Origin of the sequence: uncultured Aquitalea sp. (genome assembly GCF_945957525.1) — a bacterium.
Taxonomy (GTDB): domain Bacteria; phylum Pseudomonadota; class Gammaproteobacteria; order Burkholderiales; family Chromobacteriaceae; genus Aquitalea.
Genome location: NZ_CAMFLA010000022.1, coordinates 1 through 21,012, shown reverse-complemented (window position 1 = coordinate 21,012; position 21,012 = coordinate 1). Strand labels below are relative to the sequence as shown.

Below are 21,012 nucleotides of genomic sequence, written 5' to 3'. Positions count from 1 at the left end.
GTCTTGCAAGGAGCACGCCATGAGCCGTCATCCCGCCATTGTCCACTGGCAGGACATCCGCCAGCCTGACGACGCCTGCTATCCGGGCAGCGAGGAAAAACTGTCCATCGGTTCGCCGCTGGGCCGGCACTTCGGCTTTGCCCGCATCGGCATTCATCATGAACTGCTGCCGCCGGGCCGCCGAACCAGCTGGCCGCACGCGGAAGAAACCGAGGATGAGTTCGTGCATGTGCTGGAAGGCGCGCCGGACGTCTGGCTGGACGGCGTGCTGCACCGGCTGCAAGCCGGCGACTCGGTGGGCTTTCCCGCCGGCAGCGGCATCGCACACACCTTCATCAACAACACCGACCGCGATGTGCGCCTGCTGTGCGTGGGCGACCGCGACCGGGACGACAACCGCATCCACTATCCGCAACACCCGGCGCGCAACGCCGCCATTGGCGCGCGCCACTGGCGGGACTGCCCCTTCACGCCGCAAGGCGAGCACGACGGGCTGCCGGACGCGCAACGGGAAGACGGGAAAGAACACTGAGATGGAACAGCTGCTGCGCGACATCGCCGCCGTGATCGGCCCTGCCCACTTGTTGACCGATCCGGCCGATACCGCCCCGCTGGCGCTGGACTACCGCCGCCGCTATCAGGGCCGGCCGCTGGCGGCCGCCCTGCCCGGCAGCACCGCCGAAACCGCCGCTATTGTCAGCCTGTGCCGGCAGTACGGCGTGGCCATCGTGCCGCAGGGCGGCAACACCTCCACCTGCGGCGGCGCCACGCCGGATGCCTCCGGCCGGCAATTGTTGCTCAATCTGCGACGCCTGCGCGCCGTGCGCAATATCGACACCGACAACAACAGCCTGACCGTGGAGGCCGGCCTGACGCTGGCCGAAGTGCAAAGGTTGGCCGAAGAAGCCGGCCGGCTGTTTCCGCTGTCGCTGGCCAGCGAGGGCAGTTGCCAGATAGGCGGCAACCTGTCCACCAACGCCGGCGGGCTGGCCGTACTGCGTTACGGCACCATGCGCGAACTCGCGCTGGGGCTGGAAGTGGTACTGCCGGACGGGCAGGTGCTGCATGCGCTCAGCGGCCTGCGCAAGGACACCAGCGGACTGGACGTCAAACAGCTGTTCATCGGCGCGGAAGGCCAACTGGGCCTGATCACCGCCGCCACGCTGCGGCTGTTTCCACAACCCACCGCCCGCGCCACCGCGCTGACGGGCTTGAGCGACAGTCGCGCCGCCATCCGGCTGCTGTCCGGCTTGCGGCAGGCATTTGGCGACCGGCTCACCACCTTTGAAATCATGTCTTCGGCCTGCCAGTCGCTGCTGGAGCGCCACCACCCGGGCCAATTGCCGTTTCAGGCCCCGTGGATGGCGCTGATCGAGCTGTCGGACAACGGCGGGCACGCCGCGCTGGAAGACGCGCTGGTGAGCTGGTTGGCCGAACAGCCGCTGCAAGACGCCGTGCTGGCGCGCAGTGAAACGGAGCGCGCTCAGCTGTGGCGCTTGCGCGAGGCGATGTCGGAGACGCAAAAGCTCGACGGCCCCAGCATCAAACACGACATCGGCGTGCCCAGCTCGGCCATTGCGGACTTTCTCGAAGACTGCGACGCGGCGCTGCAAGCTGCCTTCCCGGGCATACGCATCATCGCCTTCGGTCATGCCGGCGACGGCAATCTGCATTACAACATCAGCTTTACCCGGCCCGGCAACGCGCATCTGTTCGATGACGAGCCGGCGGTGAACGCCATCGTCTACGACACGGTGTACCGCTATCAGGGCACGCTGGCGGCCGAGCACGGCGTGGGCCAGCTCAAAACCGGCTGGCTGGAACGCTACAAGGACCCGGCCTCGCTGCAATTGATGCGCGGCATCAAACAACTGCTGGACCCTGACAATCTGATGAACCCGGGCAAGTGGCTGTCGCCCGGCCCGCATGGCTGAACAACACCCGGGCAAGCCAAGGCGGAACAGGGCGAGAGCGGTAGGCAAGGCGGCCCGTCCGCTAGGCGCATGAGCATGTTGAATCCGGTTTCGCCGCCCTATCGCCCATGCGCCATGCATCGTAAACCGGTTTTCAGGCTTCCAGTTCGCGCGCCATGTCGTCAATCACACCAGACCAGTCACCCGCCTCGCGCTGGCGGAACAGCCGCATGCCCGGATACCAGACCGAGGCTTCGCCGCTCAGGCCCCAGCGCCAGTCCGTATGCGCGGCCGACAGCAGCAGCCAGCATGGCAGGCCCAGCGCCCCGGCCAGATGCGCCATGGCCGTATCCACGCTGATCAGCAGATCCAGCTCCTCCAGCCGGCTGGCGCTTTCGGCAAACCCGCCGCTCAGCGCCTCGGCGTCCATCACCTCTTGCGCCGCCAGCCAGCGCCGCTCATCAGCGTCGGGGCGATATTGCAAGGAGCGCCATTCAATATCGACATTGGCCGTCAACGGCCCCAGCAAGCCGATATCCGGCAGCGAGCGGCAATGATCAAAGGGATGGTCCGCGTTGCCGCGCCACACCAGACCCACCCGCAAGCGGCCGTCGCCATGGCGCAGGCGACGGGGCTGCGCAGGGCGCAGATAGGCAAAACCGGCCTCCGGTCCGGCTTTCAGCAGCCAGGGCAAGCTCATGCTGTACACATGGCGATCGTGCGCCGGCAGCGCCGCATCACGCGCCGGCATGGGCAGCCAGTCGATATCCGGCCAGCGCTCGGCAAACAGGGTCTGCAAGGGTGGTGGGCACAGCGCGGTCACCGGGCCGCGATGCCGCAGCAACAACCCGTCCAGATAACGGGAAAACTGGATGGCGTCGCCATAGCCCTGTTCAAACAGCAGCAGGAGCGTGGCCTCGCCCAACGCCTCGCCTTGCCAGCGCGGCGAAGACGGCGTCGGCAATAACGGAGAGACCGGACGCGACTCATGGCAGTGCCAGCCTTCGGCAAACGCGCCGCGCGCCAGCAAGAGATATCCCAAGTTCTGCCTCAGGCGGGCATGACCGGGCTCAAGGCGCAGCCCCTCGCGCAGCAAAGCCTCCGCCTCCTCATGCCGGCGCAGCTCCATCAAGGCCAGCGCCCGGTGATGCAGGCGCTCTCCCGTTGCGCCATAACGGGCGATCTGCACGCGCAGCAGGCTTTCCGCCTGCGCCGCCCGGCCACTGTTTACCAGTAGGATGGCCAGATTGCCCGGCGCGGTGGCGGCCCCGGCCTCCTGCGCCGCCCGCAGCAAGTCCTCAGCCTCCGCCCAGCGCCGCTGCGCCATGCGCAACAGCCCCAGATTATTCAGCGCGCCCGGATGCCGGGGCTGCAAGCGCAAAGCGCCTTGCAACAGCAATTCCGCCTGCGCGGCGTGGCCCAGTTCGCGCTCCAGCTGACCAAGCAACTGCAAAGTGTCGACATCCTCGGCTTGGGCGGCAAGGCAGGTTTGCAAGGCCTCCCGGGCCTCCGCCAGCCGGCCTTGCCGGTATAGCAGCTTGCCCAGATTGAAACGCAGCCAGTGCGCCTGCGGCGCTAGGGACAAGCCCGCCCGCCAAGCCGCTTGCGCGCCCTCGTCGTCGCCTGCGGCTTCCAGCGCCGCGCCCAGATTGCCCAGACTGGGCACATGTGCCGAATCCCGCGCCAGTTCGGCACGGAAAGCCGCCGCCGCATCCTCGGCCCGTCCTTCGTCCAGCGCGAGACAGCCCCGGTGATAGAACAGCTCTGGCAGGTCCGGCATCAGGGCTTCGGCGCGATCCCAGCATTGCCCGGCCAGCGCGCCCTGCCGCAAGCGAGCTGCGCAAACACCCAGCAACTGCCACAGCAAGGCATTGTCCGGATCGGCGGTCAGCCCTTGCTGCGCTGCGGACAAGGCACCGTGGATATCGTCTTCGGCCAACAGGCGCGCCGTTTGCAGACTGAGGGGGGTGAAAGACGCCATAAGGGCTCCGGAAAAACGAATCCACCCATCATAAAACGACAACGCCGCCAAGCAGGCGGCGTTGTTTGCATGCTAACGAATATTTACAGGCGGAACTTGGCGAATTCGGCCTTCATCTTTCCCGCGCTGTCGGCCAGGCCGTGCAGGGTGGCGTTGACGCTTTGCAGCAGCTCATCGTTTTCCAGCACGCTGTTGTTAATCAGCTCCGAGCTTTGCGCAATCATGGTGGTGGCTTTGTGTTGTTCATGAGTGGAGTCCGAAATCTCCGTCATCTTGTTCACCACCTCCAGCATGGAAGCTCGCACCGATTCGATGCTGGCCACCGCGTCGCGCGTCAGGCCCACGCCGTCGTTGACCACCGTGACGGTTTGCTCCACATCGTCCACTGCCTTGCCGGTTTCGGCGCGGATGGCGCTCACCATGCCGGAAATCTGCAAGGTGGCTTGCGCCGTGCGTTCCGCCAGCTTGCGCACCTCGTCGGCCACCACGGCAAAACCGCGGCCCTGTTCGCCGGCGCGTGCGGCTTCGATGGCGGCGTTCAAGGCCAGCAGATTGGTCTGATCGGCAATATCGCGGATCACATCGGTGATGCCGGAGATTTCGCCGGAACGCTTGTCCAGCGAAGCCAGCATGGTTTCCAGACCGCGCACCGACTGTACGGTGGTTTCCATGCCGTCGGCCAGGCGGCGCATGGTGTCTGAACCGCTTTCCAGACTGGCCCCGGTGGCGGACGCCAGATCATCGGCAGTGCGCGCGTTGTCGGCGATATGGGCAATGCTGACGGTGATTTCCTCCAGCGTGGCCGCATTGGAAGAGGACACATCGGAAATCTGCCGCGAGCTGTCCGCCACGCCCTCCACCTGCCCGGAGGCTTGCCTCACGCCGTCCACCACGCCTTCGGCGTCGGTGCGCAGGCCGCGGAACAGCTGAGCCAGCTGCGCTACAAACTGATTGAAAGCGCGCGCGGTGGCGGCGATTTCATCCTGCCCGTCATCTTTCAGCCGCAAAGTGAGGTCCCCCTGGCCGCGAGCAATGTCCTCCATCGCGCCTTTCAGCGTCACCAGGCCGGACAACATGCGCCCCACCAGCCAGCCGGCCAGCGGAATCAGCAGCACCAGCACGCCGATGATCAAGCCGCCGATGGTGTACAGCAGGGTGTTGAGCGGCGCAAGAATCTCGTCCTTGTGCGTAGCGAGGCCGATCAGCCAGTCGCTGCCGGGAATGCGCGTTACCGATACCAGCATCGACTGCCCGCCGATGGCCACATCATCCAGATGGTTGCTGTCGGACAATGCTTTGAGACGGTCGGCGGTGAGTTCGGGCGACAGCTGAGTGGCGGGTTTCAGCGTCAGCGCGGCGTCGGGATGCGCCAGCACCGTGCCCTTGCTGTCGGTGATGAAGGCGTAGCCGTTGCCGCGAATCTGCAGCGACAGTACCGATTTGACCAATTCGTCCACAAACACGTCGCCGCCCACCACACCCACGGCCTTGCCATCATGCGCAATCGGCGCTGCCACGGTGATGGTGAGCTTCTTGCTGGCTTCGTCCACATAGGGCTCGGTCACCACCGGCTTGCCGGCCGCCATGGCCTGCTTGTACCAGTCGCGCTCCGTCACTTTGTAGTCGGCCGGCGCGCTCCAGTCATCGGAAAACATCGATTTGCCATCGGCAAAACCCGCGTAGTTGACGTTGTAGCCGGCCTTGGCGCCCACCTTCAGAAAGCGCAGGGCGTCCGGCTCGGCGGCGATGGTGGCCTGCGCCGCCATTTGCTGCTTCTTGTCGTCCAGCCAGGTTTTCACCACGCTGCTCTGGCCCTTCAGCGCGGAATCGAATTCATGATCCAGTCCCTGCAGGATCTCGCTGCGCATCTGCATGAAGACGAGCACCAGCAACACCAGGCCAAACAGCACCAGCAGCAGCGCGTTGAACGCGATCAGACGGCTTCGCAATGATTTCATGTCACCTCCCAAATGGCACACCGCGGAATCGAATAGTCGTTATGCATAGACATTTTTGCTTGTCGCTATTGTATGCGGCTTTTCTTTCAATCGAGACACAATTAGATACCTGCCGGCAATCGGCGAGTTGATCCAACTCAGTATATTCATTAGAAAACGCTGATTTTCAACATGCATACGACACCACTGCGCCGATGGCTCCTGGCCGCCCTGCCTATCATTCTTTCATAAGCCTTAATCCGCTCAGGCCGCCCCCTCACCCAATCGTCCAAATAATTCCAAAGTCATGTCACTTGCCGCGACTGCATGACTTGTGCAGATGGCGCTCGTATAATTCCTTCAAGTCGAGCCAAAATCACAAAACAGCCATAAGCATATGTTTTTGTTGAGGTTAATTACATTTCAGGCAGCTGATCGCCAGTCACGAGATGAGCCTGCGGCTGGCCTCAAGACAAGGAAGTTCTCCTTTGCGCATGAACGACAACACGCCACAAATCGAATCGCCGCCGGCGCTGCGGCAGCATCACGCTTTACGCGCGCACCTGACGCTGGACGACCTGAAAGCCGGCTCAGCCTCGGTGCTGCAGCTGGTGGACCTGGGCTGCTATCTGCAAGTGGCTTGGCATGGCGCATGCCGCCAGTTCAAATCGCCCCCAAAGCGGCTAGCGCCTGCGCAGAAGGTGGTGATTGGCCTGCTGGAGAGCGTGGAGCGCAATGAAACGCCAGCCCTCAGCGAGAGCGAATGGGAGCAGGTAAGGGACGGAGTGGTCTGCGCTGATGGCGTCTGGGAGCGGCTGAGCGCGAGCAATCTGATGGCCGGCATGAAGGCCATGCGCGACGATCTGGCCTGAGTCGCGGCAAAAAAAATCCCCTGAGGGGTTACCGACAGGGGCCAACACGAGGAAGAAACATCGCGCCGGGTTCACCGGCAGATGCTTCGAGGGGCTAACACCACAAAAAGCCTTGCGGCTTTCAGTGCGACGCACAATCTAACGTAATTGCTCTAGTTTGTCCATCAAATTGATTTGATTCGTACTACTTCCACTGATAATCCTTGAACATTTCCCGAAGTTTCATCTTTTGCAATTTGCCGGTTGCTGTATGCGGCAACTCCTCCAGGAACACCACATCGTCCGGTGTCCACCACTTGGCGATCTTGCCTTCGTAATAGCCAATCAGTTCGTCGCGAGTGGCGCTGGCGCCGGGCTTGAGCACGACGGCCATCAGCGGGCGCTCATCCCACTTGGGATGCACTACGCCGATGGCGGCCGCCTCGGCCACCGCCGGATGTCCCACCAGAATGTTTTCCAGTTCGATGGAGCTGATCCACTCCCCTCCGGACTTGATCACGTCCTTGGTGCGGTCGGTAATCTTCATGTAGCCGTCGCGGTCGATGGTGACCACGTCGCCGGTATTGAACCAGCCGTCGTCGGTATGGCTGTTGTCCAGCTCACGCTTGAAGTAACGGGAGAGCACCCAGGGGCCACGCACCTGCAGATTGCCGAAGGCCACGCCATCGTGCGGCAGCGGTTTGCCGCCGTCATCCACGATGCGAATGCCCACGCCGTAGATTGGCCTGCCTTGCTTGGTTTGCAGCTGACGCAGCGTGGGCGTGTCGCAGCCGATGTGCTTGAACTTGGGCGTGCTGGTGGTGCCGCACGGCGACAGCTCGGTCATGCCCCACAATTGGCGCACTTCGGTGCCGTGTTCGGCCAGTTGGTCGATCATGCTTTCCGGCGCAGCCGAGCCGCCGATTACCACGCGCTTCAGGCCGTGGATTTTCAGATGATTGCGCTGACAGTGTTGCAACAGCATCATCCACACCGTCGGCACACCGGCGGTCATGGTGACGTTCTCACTTTCTATCAGCTCATAGAGGTTGACGCCGTCCATCTTGGGGCCGGGCAACACCAGCTTGGCGCCGTTCATGGTGCAGCTGTAAGGCAAGCCCCAGCCATTGACGTGGAACATGGGCACCACTGGCATCACGCAGGCCTGCGCGGAGATATCCAGGCTATCCGGCAGCGAGCTGGCAAAGGCGTGCAGCACGGTGGAGCGGTGCGAATACAGCACGCCCTTGGGGTTGCCGGTGGTGCCGGAGGTGTAACAGAGACTGGAGGCGGTGTTTTCGTCGAACTCGGGCCACTCGTATTCGTCGCTGTGGCTGTTGACCAGGTCTTCGTAGCACAGCAAGTTGTCGATGCTGGTCTCGCGCGGCATGTTGGCCTTGTCCGTCATCAGCACGAAATGGCGCACGGTAGTGAGCTCGGCGGCAATCTGCTCCACTTGCGGCAGGAAAGACAGATCGAACATCAGCACCTGATCTTCGCCGTGATTGATGATGTAGCTAATCTGTTCGGCAAACAGGCGCGGATTGACGGTGTGGCAGATGGCGCCGGCGCCGGAAACAGCGAAGTAGATTTCGTAGTGGCGGTAGCCATTCCAGGCCAGGGTGCCGACGGCATCGCCGTGCTTCACGCCCAGGCCGGCCAGCGCATTGGCCAGCTGGCGGGAGCGGCGGGCCGCTTCGCGGTAGGTGTAGCGGTGAATCGGGCCTTCCACGGTGCGCGATACGATCTCGGTATCGCCATGGTACGTTTCAGCATGCTTCAGCAAGGCGGAGATCAACAAGGGTTGATCCATCATCTGTCCACGCATTCTTTTCCCCTCTTATGTCATGGTTTCGCGTACTCCGAATAAAAGACCATAGGCATTTTGGGGCAATCACTCCAATCACATTTTCTGATTGAGAGTGAAAAGGTGCACTGATGAAAAGCAGGCTTGCCGGCAAGCGCGAGAACAATCATCGTCAAACCCGCCTGCATGCCTTTCAGGGCGCGGCTCTTTCCTTTGCGGCCGCCGGCTGCAAGCTGATGGAAAGCCAACCGGCAAGCAGCTTGCCAGCCATCGCGCCGCCATGCCGTGTAGTGCCGATGCTACATAAGCATGGCTTCATGCCAGCCGGCAAAAACGACGGCAAGATCACGAAAACCAGAAAAACAAGCCCGGCAAGGGTTATTGCCGCACCGGCTTCTTCGCCAGCATGCGTTGCAGCGTGCGGCGGTGCATGCCCATGGCGCGGGCGGTGGCGGACACATTGCCGTCGTTTTCCGCCAGCACCCGTTGCAGGTGCTCCCAGGTGACGCGGCGCAAGGACATGGGCTGCGGCGACAAGGACAGCTCAGGGTTGGCCGATACCTGTTCGAAAGCGGCGAGGATGTCGTCCACGCCGGCGGGCTTGGCCAGATATTGCACCGCCCCCAGCTTAGTAGCCTCCACCGCGGTGGCGATGCTGGCGTAACCGGTCAGCACCACGATGGCGGCTGTCGGGTAACGCTGGCGCAGCAAGGGCAACAGGCGCAGGCCGCTTTCGCCTTCCAGATTGAGATCCAGCACGATGTGCGCTGGCGTTGCGCGCTCGGCCGCCAGCGCCTCCTCGCCACAGCGAGCAGTCGCCACGGCATGGCCCCGCCGCGACAGCGAGCGGGACAAAACCGACAAGAAAGCCTCGTCGTCGTCGATCAGCAGAAAATCGCCAGTCATTGTATTTCTCTCAGCGGCAGGCGGATGCGGGCGCGCACCCCGCCGGCCTGTTGATTGTCCAGCGTCAGCGAGCCGCCCAGCCGGGTCAGCGTGGCGTGGCTGAGCATGACGCCCAGCCCCATGCCGGCCGGCTTGCCGGACTCCAGCGGCGCCAGCCCGGCGCGCAGCAATTGCGCGTCGCTCAGACAGCCTTCCGGGTTGACGATGTCCAGCAGCAATACGCCGCCCTGCCGGCTGGCGCTCACCGACAAGGCGCCGCCGCCGGCTTCGGCCGCGTTGTTTACCAGATTGAACAAGGCCGGCCAGAAGCTAGGGTCCAGCATCACTTGCGGATCCTCGCCTGCCGGGCGCGACCACTCCAGCGCCACGTCGGGCCGCAGCGAACGCCAGCCGGACAATTCCTGCTCCAGACTGGCAAACAGCGGCCTGGGACCGCTTTGCGGCTCCACGCCCCGCTTGAGCCGCGCCAGCGCCTCGCGACAGTGATGGAGTTGCTCGCTCATCAGTTGCAGGTCTTCGGCCAACAGGGGCGCGCCGGGCTCGCGCGCCAGCTCATCCACCAGCAAGGTCAATGTATTCAGCGGCGTGGACAGCGAATGCGCCGCGCCGGCCGCCTGCAAACCCACCGCCAGCAATTGCTCCTCGCGCAATTGGGTTTCCCGCGCCTGCGCCAGCGCCGCTTCGCGCGCCGCCAGCTGTCGCGCCAGCCAAGAGACAAAGCCGGCGATCAACAAGGCGGACAGCGCAAACGTGATCCACATGCCGATCAGGTGCAGGTTGAAAGCGTAAGCAGCGTCTTCGCCGCGCGATGGCCAGGGCAGATGCCAGCGGAACAGGGCACCGTAGGCCCCCATGGACAGCGCCGCCAGACACCAGGCGAACACGCCGGGCGACAGCAAGGCGGCAAACAATACGGGCGGCAAATACAAGGACGCCAACGGATTGGCCGCGCCGCCGGTGAAAGCCAGGCATTCGGTGAGCGCCAGCACATCAAACAGCAGGCCCAGGCGCACCGCCCCCAAGCGGGCCCGCCCCTGCCGCTCGCGACGGTGCAGCAGCGCATTGACCACGGCCAGGGTCAGCAGGGCCTGCCCGACCAGCCAGCCGGGCAAGACCAGTCCCTGCGCCAGTCCGGCGCCCAGCGCAATCGCGCCCAGCGCCAGCATCATCCAGCGCAGACGGATCAGTTGCCGGCCGGTATCGGCCAGCTGGGAAAATGCATAGAGGTCGGGCAGCATGAGGCGCACTTTACCACCGTTGCCATGTGCGCCGGCTGCGGCATTTTGTCGCGCCGGAGACGGGCTCTCGTCGCCGAGGCCGGCGTCTGCTAGGCTGTAGGCCATTTTTCCTTGCGCATGCCGATGAAACGTCAATTGCAATTACTGGCCGTCGCGCTGGTGCTGTTCATTCTGCTGGGCCCGCTGGTAGGCCTGCTGGCCACCGGCGTCATTCCCCTGTTTGCCTATATGGTGGGCGCCTTGCCGGCCGCCGTGGCTGGCTTGTTGCTGGGGGTGCTGCGCCTGTCGCTGGACAAGGCGATGGACCATTGGCGCGCGCACTGGCATCCGCTGTTGTTCTTGCTGGCCGCGCTCATTCCGGGTGCGCTCATCGGCGGACTGGTTGCCTTCTACGACAGCCTGTATCTTCGCCCCGCTATTTACACCCCGCTGTTCAGCTATTTTCTGGGCGCAGTGGCCGGCGGTGTTTGCAATGCGGTGTTCTGGTGGCATTTCCGTCAAGCTCCCGGTGCCCACTCGCGCCAGGATTCCTGACGCGCTGCCGGGTAGAAGCACAAAAGAAAGCCCGCCTGGTCAGGGCGGGCAGCAACTCTTGGAGTGGCGCTTGGCAGATCTTCAGCGTCAGCCTTCACGATAGCGCGATGCGGCGAATGACGGAATGCGGCGGATTGTCGCAGCTCAGCGCCGCGCCAGCCGCGCGGCAAGCCCGCCCTCGGGCCGGTTTTCCAGCGTCAGCGCCAAACCGTGCAATTCCGCGATGCGGTCCACAATGGACAAGCCCAGCCCGCTGCCCGGCACATCCTGTCCGGGGGGACGGAAAAACCGCTCTCTCACTTGCTCCAGCCACTGTGTTTCTATACCCGGCCCCCGATCCAGCACGCTGACGGCGTCGGCCTCCAGCCTGAGCGTCAGCTCGGCCCCCGGCGGCGAATAGCGCACGGCGTTGTCCAGCAGATTGCGCAAGAGCAGTGTCAGCAAGGTGGCGTCGCCGCGCAGCGGCAACACCGGTTGCGCCGGCTGGCTGTCTTCCAGCTGCGGCGAAATGTGTTTCTCTTCGGCTAACATGGCGACGTCGGCCAGCGCGTCGCGCGCCGCCAAGCGCCAGTCTACCGGCTCTTTCGCCGCCAGCTCCTGCAAGGGGTCCAGCCGCGACAGGGCCAGCAGCTGCTCCACCAGCCGCGTGGCGCGGTCGATACCCAGCTGCAACTGCCCCAGCGCGCGGCGGCGGCCCGCCTCGTCCGGCATCAGCGACATCACCTCGGCCTGCACCTTCAAGGCCGCCAGCGGCGTGCGCAATTCATGCGCAGCGTCGGCGGTGAAGCGGCGTTCGTGCTCCACGGTTTCGGCAATGCGCCCGAACAGCGCATTGAGCGCCCTCACCATGGGCAGAACCTCGCCCGGTACGGCCTCGCTGACCGGGGAGCGATCCAGCGGATCGCGCGCGCCCAGCTCGCCGGCCAGTCGATCCAGCGGCGACAGGCCGCGCCGCACCGCCCAGAAAATCAGCAACAGCAGCACCGGCAAACCCAGCAGCCAGGGCAGCAGCTGAGCCTCGATCACTTTCCATACCACCTCATGGCGCAGCGCCTGCCGCTGCCCCACCGCCACCAGCCGGGAACCATCCGGCGCGGGCAGATAAAACAGCCGCCATTCATCATCGCCATGCCCCCCGGTCACGCTGTAAAAACCGCGCCGGCCGGCATCCCAAGTAAAACGTCTTCCCTTGCCGTCGCTCAGCAGCAGTTCGCCACGCTCGTTCCACACCGCCACGCCAACACCGTCGTCTTCCATCTCGCCGCGATCGCCATCGCGGATCAGCTTCTTGGTTTTCGGCAGCGCCGACAGTTCTTCATCGCCGCGCTCGCCCATATTGACGATCAGCAACTGGCGGGCGAACTGGGACATCTGGGTGTCGTACAGTTCATCCACTTCGTGATGAGCCACATAAACGGCAACGCCGGTGGCCACCAGCCAGATAAGCGGCACGGTGATCAACAACAGGATGGCGAGGCGACGCTGCAGGGTAACAGCGGGCTTCATGCCGGCTCACCCAAGGTGTAGCCTACGCCGCGCTGGGTGCGGATGAAGCTGGCGCCCAGCTTCTTGCGCAGATGATGCACGTACACCTCTACCGCATTGCTTTCCAGTTCCTGACCCCAGCCATAGAGCTTGTCTTCGATCAGTTCCCGCGGCAGCACCCGGCCCTTGTGAGTCAGCAGCAATTCCAGCAAGGCCATTTCCCGCGCGGTCAGCTCGAGCGGCGCATCGTCCAGCCAGGCGCAACGGCCCTCGGGATCAAACGTCAACCGGCCATGGTTCAGGCGATTGGCGCTGTGACCGTGCCGGCGACGGATGAGCGCGCGCAACCGCGCGGCCACCTCGCCCAGCGCAAACGGCTTCACCAGGTAATCGTCCGCTCCGCTGTCCAAGCCCTTGATGCGGTCGCTGACGCCGTCGCGCGCCGTCAGCACCAACACCGGCGCGTCTTGCCCGGCCTTGCGCCAGCATTGCAGAATGTCCATGCCATCCATCCCCGGCAAACCGAGATCCAGCACCACCGCGTCGAACGGCGCTGCGGACAGGGCGGACAGCGCCTCCTTGCCCTGGCGGAACCAGTCCACCGTGAAACCAAGCTGCTCCAGCCCGGTTTTCAAACCATCGCCGATCAGCAGATCATCTTCCACCACCAGCACTCGCATAAGCGTTTCTCCCGACAATGCCCCGATCACACCGCATCCGGCTTAAACCTGCCTTAATGGACAGCAAGAAACATTGCCTTCCCGCCGAGCCATTCAATAGCATACCAAGCCGCAACATAAAGGCAGCTTCCCGATGATTCCTGCCCGCGCCAGAAAACTCAGCTTTCAGGACTTGCTGATCTTCAGCCTTATCAACCGGCACCGCAGCGTTACCGAGGCGGCGGAAGCGCTGGGGCTCAGCCAATCCAGTGTCAGTTATGGTCTCAAACGCCTGCGGGAAGCCTTCGGCGACGTGCTGTTCACACCCGGCCCCCGCGGCATGCAGCCCAGCCCGCGCGCGCTGGCCCTGCAAGCTCGCGTCGAAGAAATGCTCAGTGCAATGGAAGCCTGTACGCCAGCGACCGCCGCGCCGGGAAGCGCCGTCCGCTTTACCGTACTGGCGCCGGAATACTTCGAAACCCTGTTGCTGCCAAAGCTGCTCGCCCGTTTGCAGGCCCATGGCCACAACGTCTCCTTGCAAGTGCTCAAGCCGGAGCGCGAGTTGCCGTTTGCCCGCATCGCCGGCGGCGACATCGATCTGGCCTTGCTGTTCGGCCCGGATCACTACCAGCTGCCGCCGGGTTTGCACAGCGCGCATCTGCTGGATGACCGTCTGTGCGTGGTCACTGCCGGAGAAAACAATGAGGTGCTTCCCATGCCGCTGGACGACTTCCTCGCCCGCTCGCATGTGTTCTCCACCCCCTGGCTTGGTCAGCGCAATATGGTGGACGACTGGCTGGCCGGCCTGGGCCGGGCCCGGCTGGTGGCCGCCCGCACCCACAGCTATTACAACGCCTTGCAGCTGCTGGACGGCGGTGCGCTGATACTGTCGTTGCCCGAACGACTGTGGCCGCTGCTCCGTCGCCCCGGTCTGGCTTGCCGACCCGGCCCGGCAGGTTTGCCGCCTTTCACGCTGGACATGGTCTGGGGGCCTGGCCGCGCGGCGGAGCCGGACAATGTCTGGCTCCGCCGCGAGCTGGCTGCCGTCTGCGCGGACTTGAGCGCCGCCAACCCAGCCTCGCAAGGCCCCTGAGCCAAGGCGCGCCGACTCAGGGCACTCCGTTGTGCGGCAAGGAGGGGCAACGCAGGATGGGGGGGTAGCCTCGCTTAGCCGGTTCAAGCGCCTGAACCGGCAAACTGGCGCGCATAGTGCTTGGGTTGGAAGCGCGCAGCCAGCCACAGCATGCTGACGGTGCAAGCCGCCAGCAGCAGCCAGGACTGCGTGAAACCGTTGCTGGCATCGCGGATCCAGCCTGCCGCCAGCGGCGACAAGGCGGCAATCAGATAGCCCACGCCTTGCACGAAGGCAGTCAGACGGCCGGCCCGGGCCGCATCCTCCAGATGGTCCATCGATACGATCATGCTCGTCGGAAACAGCCCGCCAATGCCCAGCCCCAGCATGGCCGCCCACAATAGCGCCGCCGCATCCGGCGCCCAAGCCAGCCCACAGAAGCCGGCAATGATCAGCAACAGCAAGACAAACAACACTGGACGACGATCCAGGCTGCGCGAAGCCAGAGCCGGCGTCAACAAACCGGAAGCCACTTCCATGCTGGTCAGCCATGCCAGCAAACCGCCGGCCTGACTGCCCGACCAGCCCAGTTCCACGTAGTACTGCGGCAGCCAGGCCAACACGCAGGTATAAGACGCCGTACCCAGTCCGAAGAAAATGCCCAGCGTCCAGGCGCGCGGCGCAGCGGCGAACTCTCCCGCGCCCTGCCCTTGCGCACAGCCCGCCTTGCCTGCCGCGCCCTCAACGCCTTGGGCAAACGTCCATGCGGCCAAGGCCAAGGCCGCCAGCGCAGACCAGCTGGCAAGCGCCCCGCGCCAGCCTCCCAGGGCATCCAGCAGCGAGGAAGACGCCGCCGCCGCCAAAGCGGCGCCGCCCATGATGGCCGTCACATACAAGCCCATCATGCCTGCGGCCCGAGACGGAAAGCAGCGCTTGATCAGTCCTGGCATGAGGGCCTGGATCAGGGCGATGCCGCAGCCCGCCGCCAGCGCGCTGGCGATCAATACCTGCGCCGACGACAACTGCGCCCGCGCCAGGCTGGCCAGCCCTATCGCCAGCAAGCCGGCCACAATCACCCGGCGCTCGCCATAGCGCGCCACCACGCCAGGAGCCCAGAACATTGCCAGCCCCATTGCGACTACCGGCAGCATGGTCAGCAAGGACAACATACTGAAGCTGAGCGGCAAATCCGCCCGGATATCGCCCAGCAAAGGGCTGATTGCCGCCAGAGCGGGGCGCAGGTTCAAACCGGTCAGCACAATGGCCAGCAATAAGGCCAAGGAATGGTGGCGGTGGTTTTTCACTGTCATGGCTACTCCAAAAATGTAATCAACGCTCGCATTCTGATTGCCAAAAGCAATTGATAACAAATCAAAAATCGCATCCCCTTATCGGCATTTCCAATTTGCCCCTGCCCGCCACGTGTCTTTGCCTTCACCGATTCGTCAACAAACCGAGATGCGACTGTCACCTTGCCCGGGCAGCATGTGTCTGTGCCAACGGCCCACGGAACCTTCACCATGCAGCCTGACACCGACAGCGGCGGCCGACGCTTCCGCGCCATCTGGATTTCCGACGTCCATCTCGGCACCGCCGGTTGCCGGGCGGATCACCTTCTCGACTTCCTCAAGCACAACGAATCGGACTACCTCTATCTGGTGGGCGATATCGTTGACGGCTGGCAACTGAAAAAATCCTGGTACTGGAAGCAAAGCCACAACGACGTGGTGCAAAAAGTGTTGCGCAAGGCGCGCAAAGGCACTCACGTGGTGTATGTGCCGGGCAATCACGACGAGGCCGCGCGTCATTACACAGGGCTGGATTTCGGCGGCATCGCCATCCGCCGCGAGGCCGAACACCGCACCGCCGACGGCAAGCGCCTGCTCATCATCCACGGCGACGAATTCGATGGTGTGATCCAGCACGTCAAGTGGCTGGCCTACGTGGGCGACAGCCTCTACACCGTCATTCTCGAACTCAACCGCAGCTTCAACTGGATACGCAGCCGACTGGGCCTGCCTTACTGGTCGCTGTCGCAATACCTCAAGCACAAGGTGAAGAACGCGGTGAACTTCATCAGCAATTTCGAGGAAATCCTCGCCGGCGAAGCGCGCCGGCGAGGATTTGACGGCGTGGTGTGCGGTCACATCCACAAGGCGGAAGTGCGCGACATCGGCGGCATCACCTACGGCAACAGCGGCGACTGGGTGGAAAGCCTGTCGGCGCTGGTGGAGCATGCCGACGGCCGGCTGGAAGTGGTGTACTGGACACAACTGGAGGCCGCGCCCGTCGAACCGCGCCGTACGCGCCGCCGCAAGCATGCCGACGCAGGCCTGCCGCCTACGGAAGCGGAACCGGCCGCCACCCCGCTAACCGCTTTCGCCCCTTCGGCCAACCTTGACGACCCTTCACAGGAGACACCATGCGCGTCCTGATCGTGACTGATGCCTGGAAACCGCAAGTCAACGGCGTGGTGCGCACGCTGACGGAAACCAGCCGCGAGCTGACCCGTTTCGGCCATGTCGTGGACATGATCACACCGCTGGAATTCAAGACCCTGCCCTGCCCCACCTACCCGGACATCCGCCTATCCATCCTGCCTTACCGGGAGGTGGCGTGCCGCATCGAGGCGTTGGCGCCGGACGCCATCCACATCGCCACCGAAGGTCCGCTGGGACTGGCAGCCCGTCGCTATTGCCTGCGCCGCGGACTGAACTTCACCACCGCTTATCACACCCGTTTTCCGGAATACATCCAGGCCCGCACCCGCCTGCCGGTATCGGTGAGCTACGCCTGGATGCGCCGTTTCCACAATGCATCGCGCGCAGTAATGGTGCCCACCCAATCCATTGCCGACGACCTGATTGCCCGCGGCTTCAAGAATGTGGTGTTGTGGAGTCGCGGCGTCGATACCCATCTGTTCACCCCCGGCGACCGCGACCGCCTGGAAGAGAGCAACCCGCCCCGCTTTGTCTACATCGGCCGGGTTGCAGTTGAAAAGAATATCGAAGCCTTCCTCAAGCTGGACTTGCCCGGCAGCAAGTGGGTAGTGGGCGACGGCCCGCTGATGGAGCGGCTGAAGCGCGAATACCCGGAGGTCTATTTCGCCGGCGTCTTCCCGCAAGCGGAGCTGGCGCGCTTCTACCGCGCCGCCGATGTGTTCGTATTCCCCAGCCTGACTGACACCTTCGGACTGGTGTTGCTGGAGGCGATGGCCTGCGGCACACCGGTAGCCGCCTACCCGGTAGCCGGCCCGCTGGACGTGGTGGGCAATAGCGGCGCCGGGGTGCTGGATCAGGATTTGCGCGCCGCCTGCCTGGCCGCCCTGCATCTGGACCGCTCACATGTGCGCAAGGTGGCGGAGGCCTTCTCCTGGGAAGCCGCCGCGCGCCAGTTCGAACACCATCTGCATCCCAATACGCCGCGCAGCGCCCCCGTCACCGCCCAAGCGGAGGCCGGTTAGAGCGGTTCGCGACGCCGTTGCAAAATCGGCACCTGGCGTCGGTGCTTGTCCGCACTGACGTCAGGACATTTGCATCCGATATTTCCACATAAAGAATCAGAAATATCTTGAGTCGGAAAACAAGAAGCCTATACTGAAATCGTCAAACAACAGGGAGGGAGCGGAATGAGTCAATGGCACAAAACCGACGGCCTTGTTATGTATCGCGTTCAGACCCCGCAGCCTTCTCAGGCCTGATGGCGGGTAAATCTTCCTACCCCCGAACGCACTTAGCGTCCATTGCGGATGCATCGATCAAACCGGCGTCGGCAGCCAGACACAAGACAACCTGAAGTCAGCTACACAATTTACGGCGAGTCTTACGGGGCGTAGTCGGCCCCTTACAGCTGCGCCCTGCGAGGCGCAGGTCTGATACCACGCAGCATCAAGCAGTGGTATCGGCGTTGCACCGTACTTGTCCGCGCCGCTTGGCGGCCTGATCTTTGGTAGATGTCGCATGGCCTGTAGTACATCGTTGGCAGACGCAAGGGCCGTGCAGAGTGTGTTGGTGTTGTTTTCGCGATCCGCTTTTCGCGGGTCATGTGCCGAGGCACAACATGTCATACCCCGGGGCGGCCGGTAAAGCCGCCCCTTTTCATTTTCAGCCGGTCAGTCGCTCCATGACCGCCCGCGCCACATGCTGGGTACCCACGCCCGGCGTGAGTATGTCCGGTGTGGCAACGCCGTCCTGCAAGGTTTGCCGGACAGCAGCCTCCACCCTCGCCGCCAGATCGTCCCGCCGCCACCACACGCGCAACAGCATCGCCGCGCTGAGAATGGCAGCCAACGGGTTGGCGATGCCCTTGCCAGCGATGTCCGGCGCGGAACCGTGCACGGGTTCTGCAATAGCGGCGCGTTCGCCCAAATTGAGCGAAGCCGCCAAACCCAGCCCACCGCCGAAGGCGGCCGCCAGATCGGACAGGATGTCGCCGTACAGATTGGGCGCCAGCAACACATCAAAGCTTTCCGGCGCCTGCACCAGCCGCATGGCCGCGGTATCCACCAGCATTTCATCCACCTGGATGCCGGGGTACTCGGCAGCCACTTCGCGCGCGCAATCGCGGAACAGACCATCGGTGCGCGGCAGGATATTGGCCTTGTGGATGATGGTGACGCGACGACGGCCGGCATGACTGGCCAGCTCGAACGCGCTGCGCGCCACGCGCAAAGAGGCGGTACGGGTAATACGCTTGATGGCCAGCGCCACCTCGCCGTCCGATTGCTCGTCGCCCACGTACAGGTCTTCCGTGTTTTCCCGCACGATTATCAGATCTACACCCTGCCGGCAAATCGACAGCGGCAGACTGAGCGTGGGGCGCAAATTTGCGTGACAGCCCAGTTCGCGCCGCAGCTGCACAATCGGCGAGCGATAGCCCTCCACCAGCCGCATGGGCGAGCTGACCGCGCCAAAGAACACCGCGCCGCACTCGCGGGCGCACTCCAGTGTGGCGCCGGGCAAGGCCGCGCCCTGCCGCTGAAAGGTTTCCCACCCGGCTTCGGCAAACCTCAGCTCCAGGTCCGGCAGCAACGCCTCCAGCACGCCCACGGCTACCGTCACCACTTCCTTGCCGATGCCATCCCCTTCTATTACACAAAGCTTCATGGCCAGTCTTTCGCGAAAGAGGTCCACATCTTAACAAGCAGGCCAGTCCCCGCCCATTGAAATATGCCAAACAACTCAAGCTTTTCACCGACTGTCGTCTGTCCGACAGCCGGGCACAAGGCAATGCGTGGCATGCCTTACCGCAACGCACCATCAAATTTTCTGATCTAAGTCAAAATGGCTTTAAGAACGCCGCGGAATAAACACAGCGAAAAGAAATCGTTAGAAAGCACACACTCATTAAGGTAACATCCTGTTCCTGCTGGATTTATCCTGCAGCCGCTTCGCCGCCGCCTTGCGCGGGCAATTTCAGGGCGAAAACCGGACGAATACAACATTATGCAAATTTGCATAGTGAGAACGGCTTGCAATGTTTGGGCAAAATGCCCCGCTACAGGTAAAATCGCGACATCAAGCCATTCCCCGATTTCTTTTGGATAGCGAGCAGCACACACTATGTCCTCCCCCAATCTGACCGCTGAGAAGGTTCTGTCCGTTCACCACTGGAACGACACCCTGTTCAGTTTCACCTGCACCCGCGATGCGGGCCTGCGTTTCATCAACGGCCAATTCGTCATGATCGGCTTGGAAGTCAACGGCAAGCCGCTGATGCGCGCCTACTCCATCGTCAGCTCCAACTACGAAGAGCACATGGAGTTCTACAGCATCAAGGTGCAGGACGGTCCGCTGACCTCCAAGCTGCAACACCTGCAAGTGGGCGATACCGTGCTGATCAGCAAGAAGCCCACCGGCACCCTGGTGCAAGACAACCTGCTGCCTGGCAAGAACCTGTATCTGCTGTCCACCGGCACCGGCCTTGCTCCGTTCATGTCCATCATCAAGGACCCGGACGTGTACGAGCGCTATGAAAAGGTGATCCTGACCCACGGCGTGCGTTGGGTCAGCGAGCTGGGCTATCACGACTACATCACCAAAGAGCTGCCGGAAAACGAATTCTTCGGCGACATGGTGAAAGAAAAGCTGATTTACTACCCCACCGTTACCCGCGAGCCGTTCCGCAATCAGGGTCGTCTGACCGACCTGATCACCAATGGCAAGCTGTGCGCCGACATCGGCCTGCCGCAGCTGAATCCGGAAACCGATCGCGTGCTGATCTGCGGCAGCCCGTCCATGCTGCACGACCTGTGCGATATACTGAACGGCCTCGGCTTCAAGGAATCCCCGCGCATGGGCGAGCCGGCCGACTACGCCATCGAACGCGCCTTCGTGGAAAAATAATCTGCCGGGCAACAAGAAAAACGCCACCTCTTGAGGTGGCGTTTTTTCATGCCCGCTTCCATCCGCATCTCGTGGCACCCGTCAAACCATCACCACTGGAAATGGGCAAAAGAAAAGGGAGGCCAGAGGCCTCCCTTGTTTTTTAGCGAGCCAGACTGTGGTCAGTCAGAGCTTAGTTGGCAGCGGAAGCAGCCGGCTTCTTGGCAGCGTGGTGCTTCTTGGCGTGAGCCTTGTGAGCCTTCTTGGCCGGAGCGGAAGCGTCAGCGGCTTGAGCCTTCTGAGCGG

Annotated in this window: 17 protein-coding genes; 8 read left to right on the top strand and 9 right to left on the bottom strand. The window is 63.3% G+C overall.

Annotation, left to right across the window (positions count from 1 at the left end):
* The first annotated feature begins 19 nt into the window (after positions 1-19).
* Positions 20-532 (top strand): cupin domain-containing protein, encoded by a 513-nt coding sequence (locus Q0P52_RS16890; RefSeq protein WP_293765691.1) that lies wholly within the window; start codon positions 20-22, stop codon positions 530-532.
* Position 533: 1 nt separating this feature from the next.
* Positions 534-1,934: an FAD-binding oxidoreductase gene (locus tag Q0P52_RS16885; RefSeq protein WP_293765690.1), complete on the top strand. Its 1,401-nt coding sequence runs from the start codon at positions 534-536 to the stop codon at positions 1,932-1,934.
* 133 nt (positions 1,935-2,067) lie between these two features.
* Here the strand turns inward: Q0P52_RS16885 and Q0P52_RS16880 are convergent, their stop codons facing one another.
* Together Q0P52_RS16880 and Q0P52_RS16875 are read right to left on the bottom strand one after the other, a co-directional pair.
* The gene (locus Q0P52_RS16880; RefSeq protein WP_293765689.1) at positions 2,068-3,894 is read right to left on the bottom strand and encodes a tetratricopeptide repeat protein; all 1,827 of its coding nucleotides are present in this window, start codon (positions 3,892-3,894) and stop codon (positions 2,068-2,070) included.
* Positions 3,895-3,977: 83 nt separating this feature from the next.
* On the bottom strand, positions 3,978-5,852 hold the full coding sequence (locus Q0P52_RS16875; protein WP_293765688.1) for a methyl-accepting chemotaxis protein: 1,875 nt from the start codon (positions 5,850-5,852) through the stop codon (positions 3,978-3,980).
* A gap of 473 nt (positions 5,853-6,325) precedes the next feature.
* Between Q0P52_RS16875 and Q0P52_RS16870 the strand changes: the two genes are divergently transcribed.
* The gene (locus Q0P52_RS16870; RefSeq protein WP_293765687.1) at positions 6,326-6,703 is read left to right on the top strand and encodes a hypothetical protein; all 378 of its coding nucleotides are present in this window, start codon (positions 6,326-6,328) and stop codon (positions 6,701-6,703) included.
* 184 nt (positions 6,704-6,887) lie between these two features.
* On the opposite strand, the gene Q0P52_RS16865 is transcribed toward Q0P52_RS16870, so the two are convergent.
* The 3 genes from Q0P52_RS16865 to Q0P52_RS16855 form a co-directional block, all read right to left on the bottom strand.
* Positions 6,888-8,510 carry a 3-(methylthio)propionyl-CoA ligase gene (locus Q0P52_RS16865; protein ID WP_293765686.1) on the bottom strand — a complete coding sequence of 541 codons (1,623 nt, stop codon included), beginning with the start codon at positions 8,508-8,510 and terminating at the stop codon, positions 6,888-6,890.
* 357 nt (positions 8,511-8,867) lie between these two features.
* Entirely contained in the window at positions 8,868-9,395 is a 528-nt protein-coding gene (locus Q0P52_RS16860) for a response regulator (protein WP_293765685.1), read from the bottom strand.
* Positions 9,392-10,738 carry an ATP-binding protein gene (locus tag Q0P52_RS16855; RefSeq protein WP_293765684.1) on the bottom strand — a complete coding sequence of 449 codons (1,347 nt, stop codon included), beginning with the start codon at positions 10,736-10,738 and terminating at the stop codon, positions 9,392-9,394. The genes Q0P52_RS16860 and Q0P52_RS16855 overlap by 4 nt, the downstream gene beginning before the upstream one ends.
* A gap of 18 nt (positions 10,739-10,756) precedes the next feature.
* Between Q0P52_RS16855 and Q0P52_RS16850 the strand changes: the two genes are divergently transcribed.
* A complete protein-coding gene (locus Q0P52_RS16850) occupies positions 10,757-11,167 on the top strand; it encodes a hypothetical protein (protein ID WP_293765683.1) in 411 nt (136 codons plus the stop codon).
* A gap of 144 nt (positions 11,168-11,311) precedes the next feature.
* Here Q0P52_RS16850 and Q0P52_RS16845 read toward each other — a convergent pair whose 3' ends face one another.
* Positions 11,312-12,673, bottom strand: coding sequence for an ATP-binding protein (locus Q0P52_RS16845; RefSeq protein ID WP_293813778.1), 1,362 nt, complete (start codon positions 12,671-12,673; stop codon positions 11,312-11,314).
* Complete coding sequence (locus tag Q0P52_RS16840) at positions 12,670-13,332, bottom strand: response regulator (protein WP_293766857.1); 663 nt, start codon at positions 13,330-13,332, stop codon at positions 12,670-12,672. The genes Q0P52_RS16845 and Q0P52_RS16840 overlap by 4 nt, the downstream gene beginning before the upstream one ends.
* A gap of 133 nt (positions 13,333-13,465) precedes the next feature.
* Between Q0P52_RS16840 and Q0P52_RS16835 the strand changes: the two genes are divergently transcribed.
* Positions 13,466-14,404 (top strand): LysR family transcriptional regulator, encoded by a 939-nt coding sequence (locus Q0P52_RS16835; RefSeq protein WP_293766859.1) that lies wholly within the window; start codon positions 13,466-13,468, stop codon positions 14,402-14,404.
* An 83-nt stretch (positions 14,405-14,487) separates the two neighbouring features.
* On the opposite strand, the gene Q0P52_RS16830 is transcribed toward Q0P52_RS16835, so the two are convergent.
* Positions 14,488-15,693, bottom strand: coding sequence for a cyanate transporter (locus Q0P52_RS16830; protein WP_293766862.1), 1,206 nt, complete (start codon positions 15,691-15,693; stop codon positions 14,488-14,490).
* Positions 15,694-15,903: 210 nt separating this feature from the next.
* Between Q0P52_RS16830 and Q0P52_RS16825 the strand changes: the two genes are divergently transcribed.
* Together Q0P52_RS16825 and Q0P52_RS16820 are read left to right on the top strand one after the other, a co-directional pair.
* Positions 15,904-16,818: a UDP-2,3-diacylglucosamine diphosphatase gene (locus tag Q0P52_RS16825; protein ID WP_293766865.1), complete on the top strand. Its 915-nt coding sequence runs from the start codon at positions 15,904-15,906 to the stop codon at positions 16,816-16,818.
* Entirely contained in the window at positions 16,806-17,846 is a 1,041-nt protein-coding gene (locus Q0P52_RS16820; RefSeq protein ID WP_293766867.1) for a glycosyltransferase family 1 protein, read from the top strand. The genes Q0P52_RS16825 and Q0P52_RS16820 overlap by 13 nt, the downstream gene beginning before the upstream one ends.
* Before the next feature lie 640 nt (positions 17,847-18,486).
* Here the strand turns inward: Q0P52_RS16820 and Q0P52_RS16815 are convergent.
* The gene (locus Q0P52_RS16815; protein ID WP_293766869.1) at positions 18,487-19,488 is read right to left on the bottom strand and encodes an isocitrate/isopropylmalate dehydrogenase family protein; all 1,002 of its coding nucleotides are present in this window, start codon (positions 19,486-19,488) and stop codon (positions 18,487-18,489) included.
* A gap of 456 nt (positions 19,489-19,944) precedes the next feature.
* On the opposite strand from Q0P52_RS16815, the gene Q0P52_RS16810 reads away from it, so the two are divergent.
* Positions 19,945-20,727 (top strand): ferredoxin--NADP reductase, encoded by a 783-nt coding sequence (locus Q0P52_RS16810; protein ID WP_293766871.1) that lies wholly within the window; start codon positions 19,945-19,947, stop codon positions 20,725-20,727.
* Positions 20,728-21,012 lie beyond the last annotated feature (285 nt).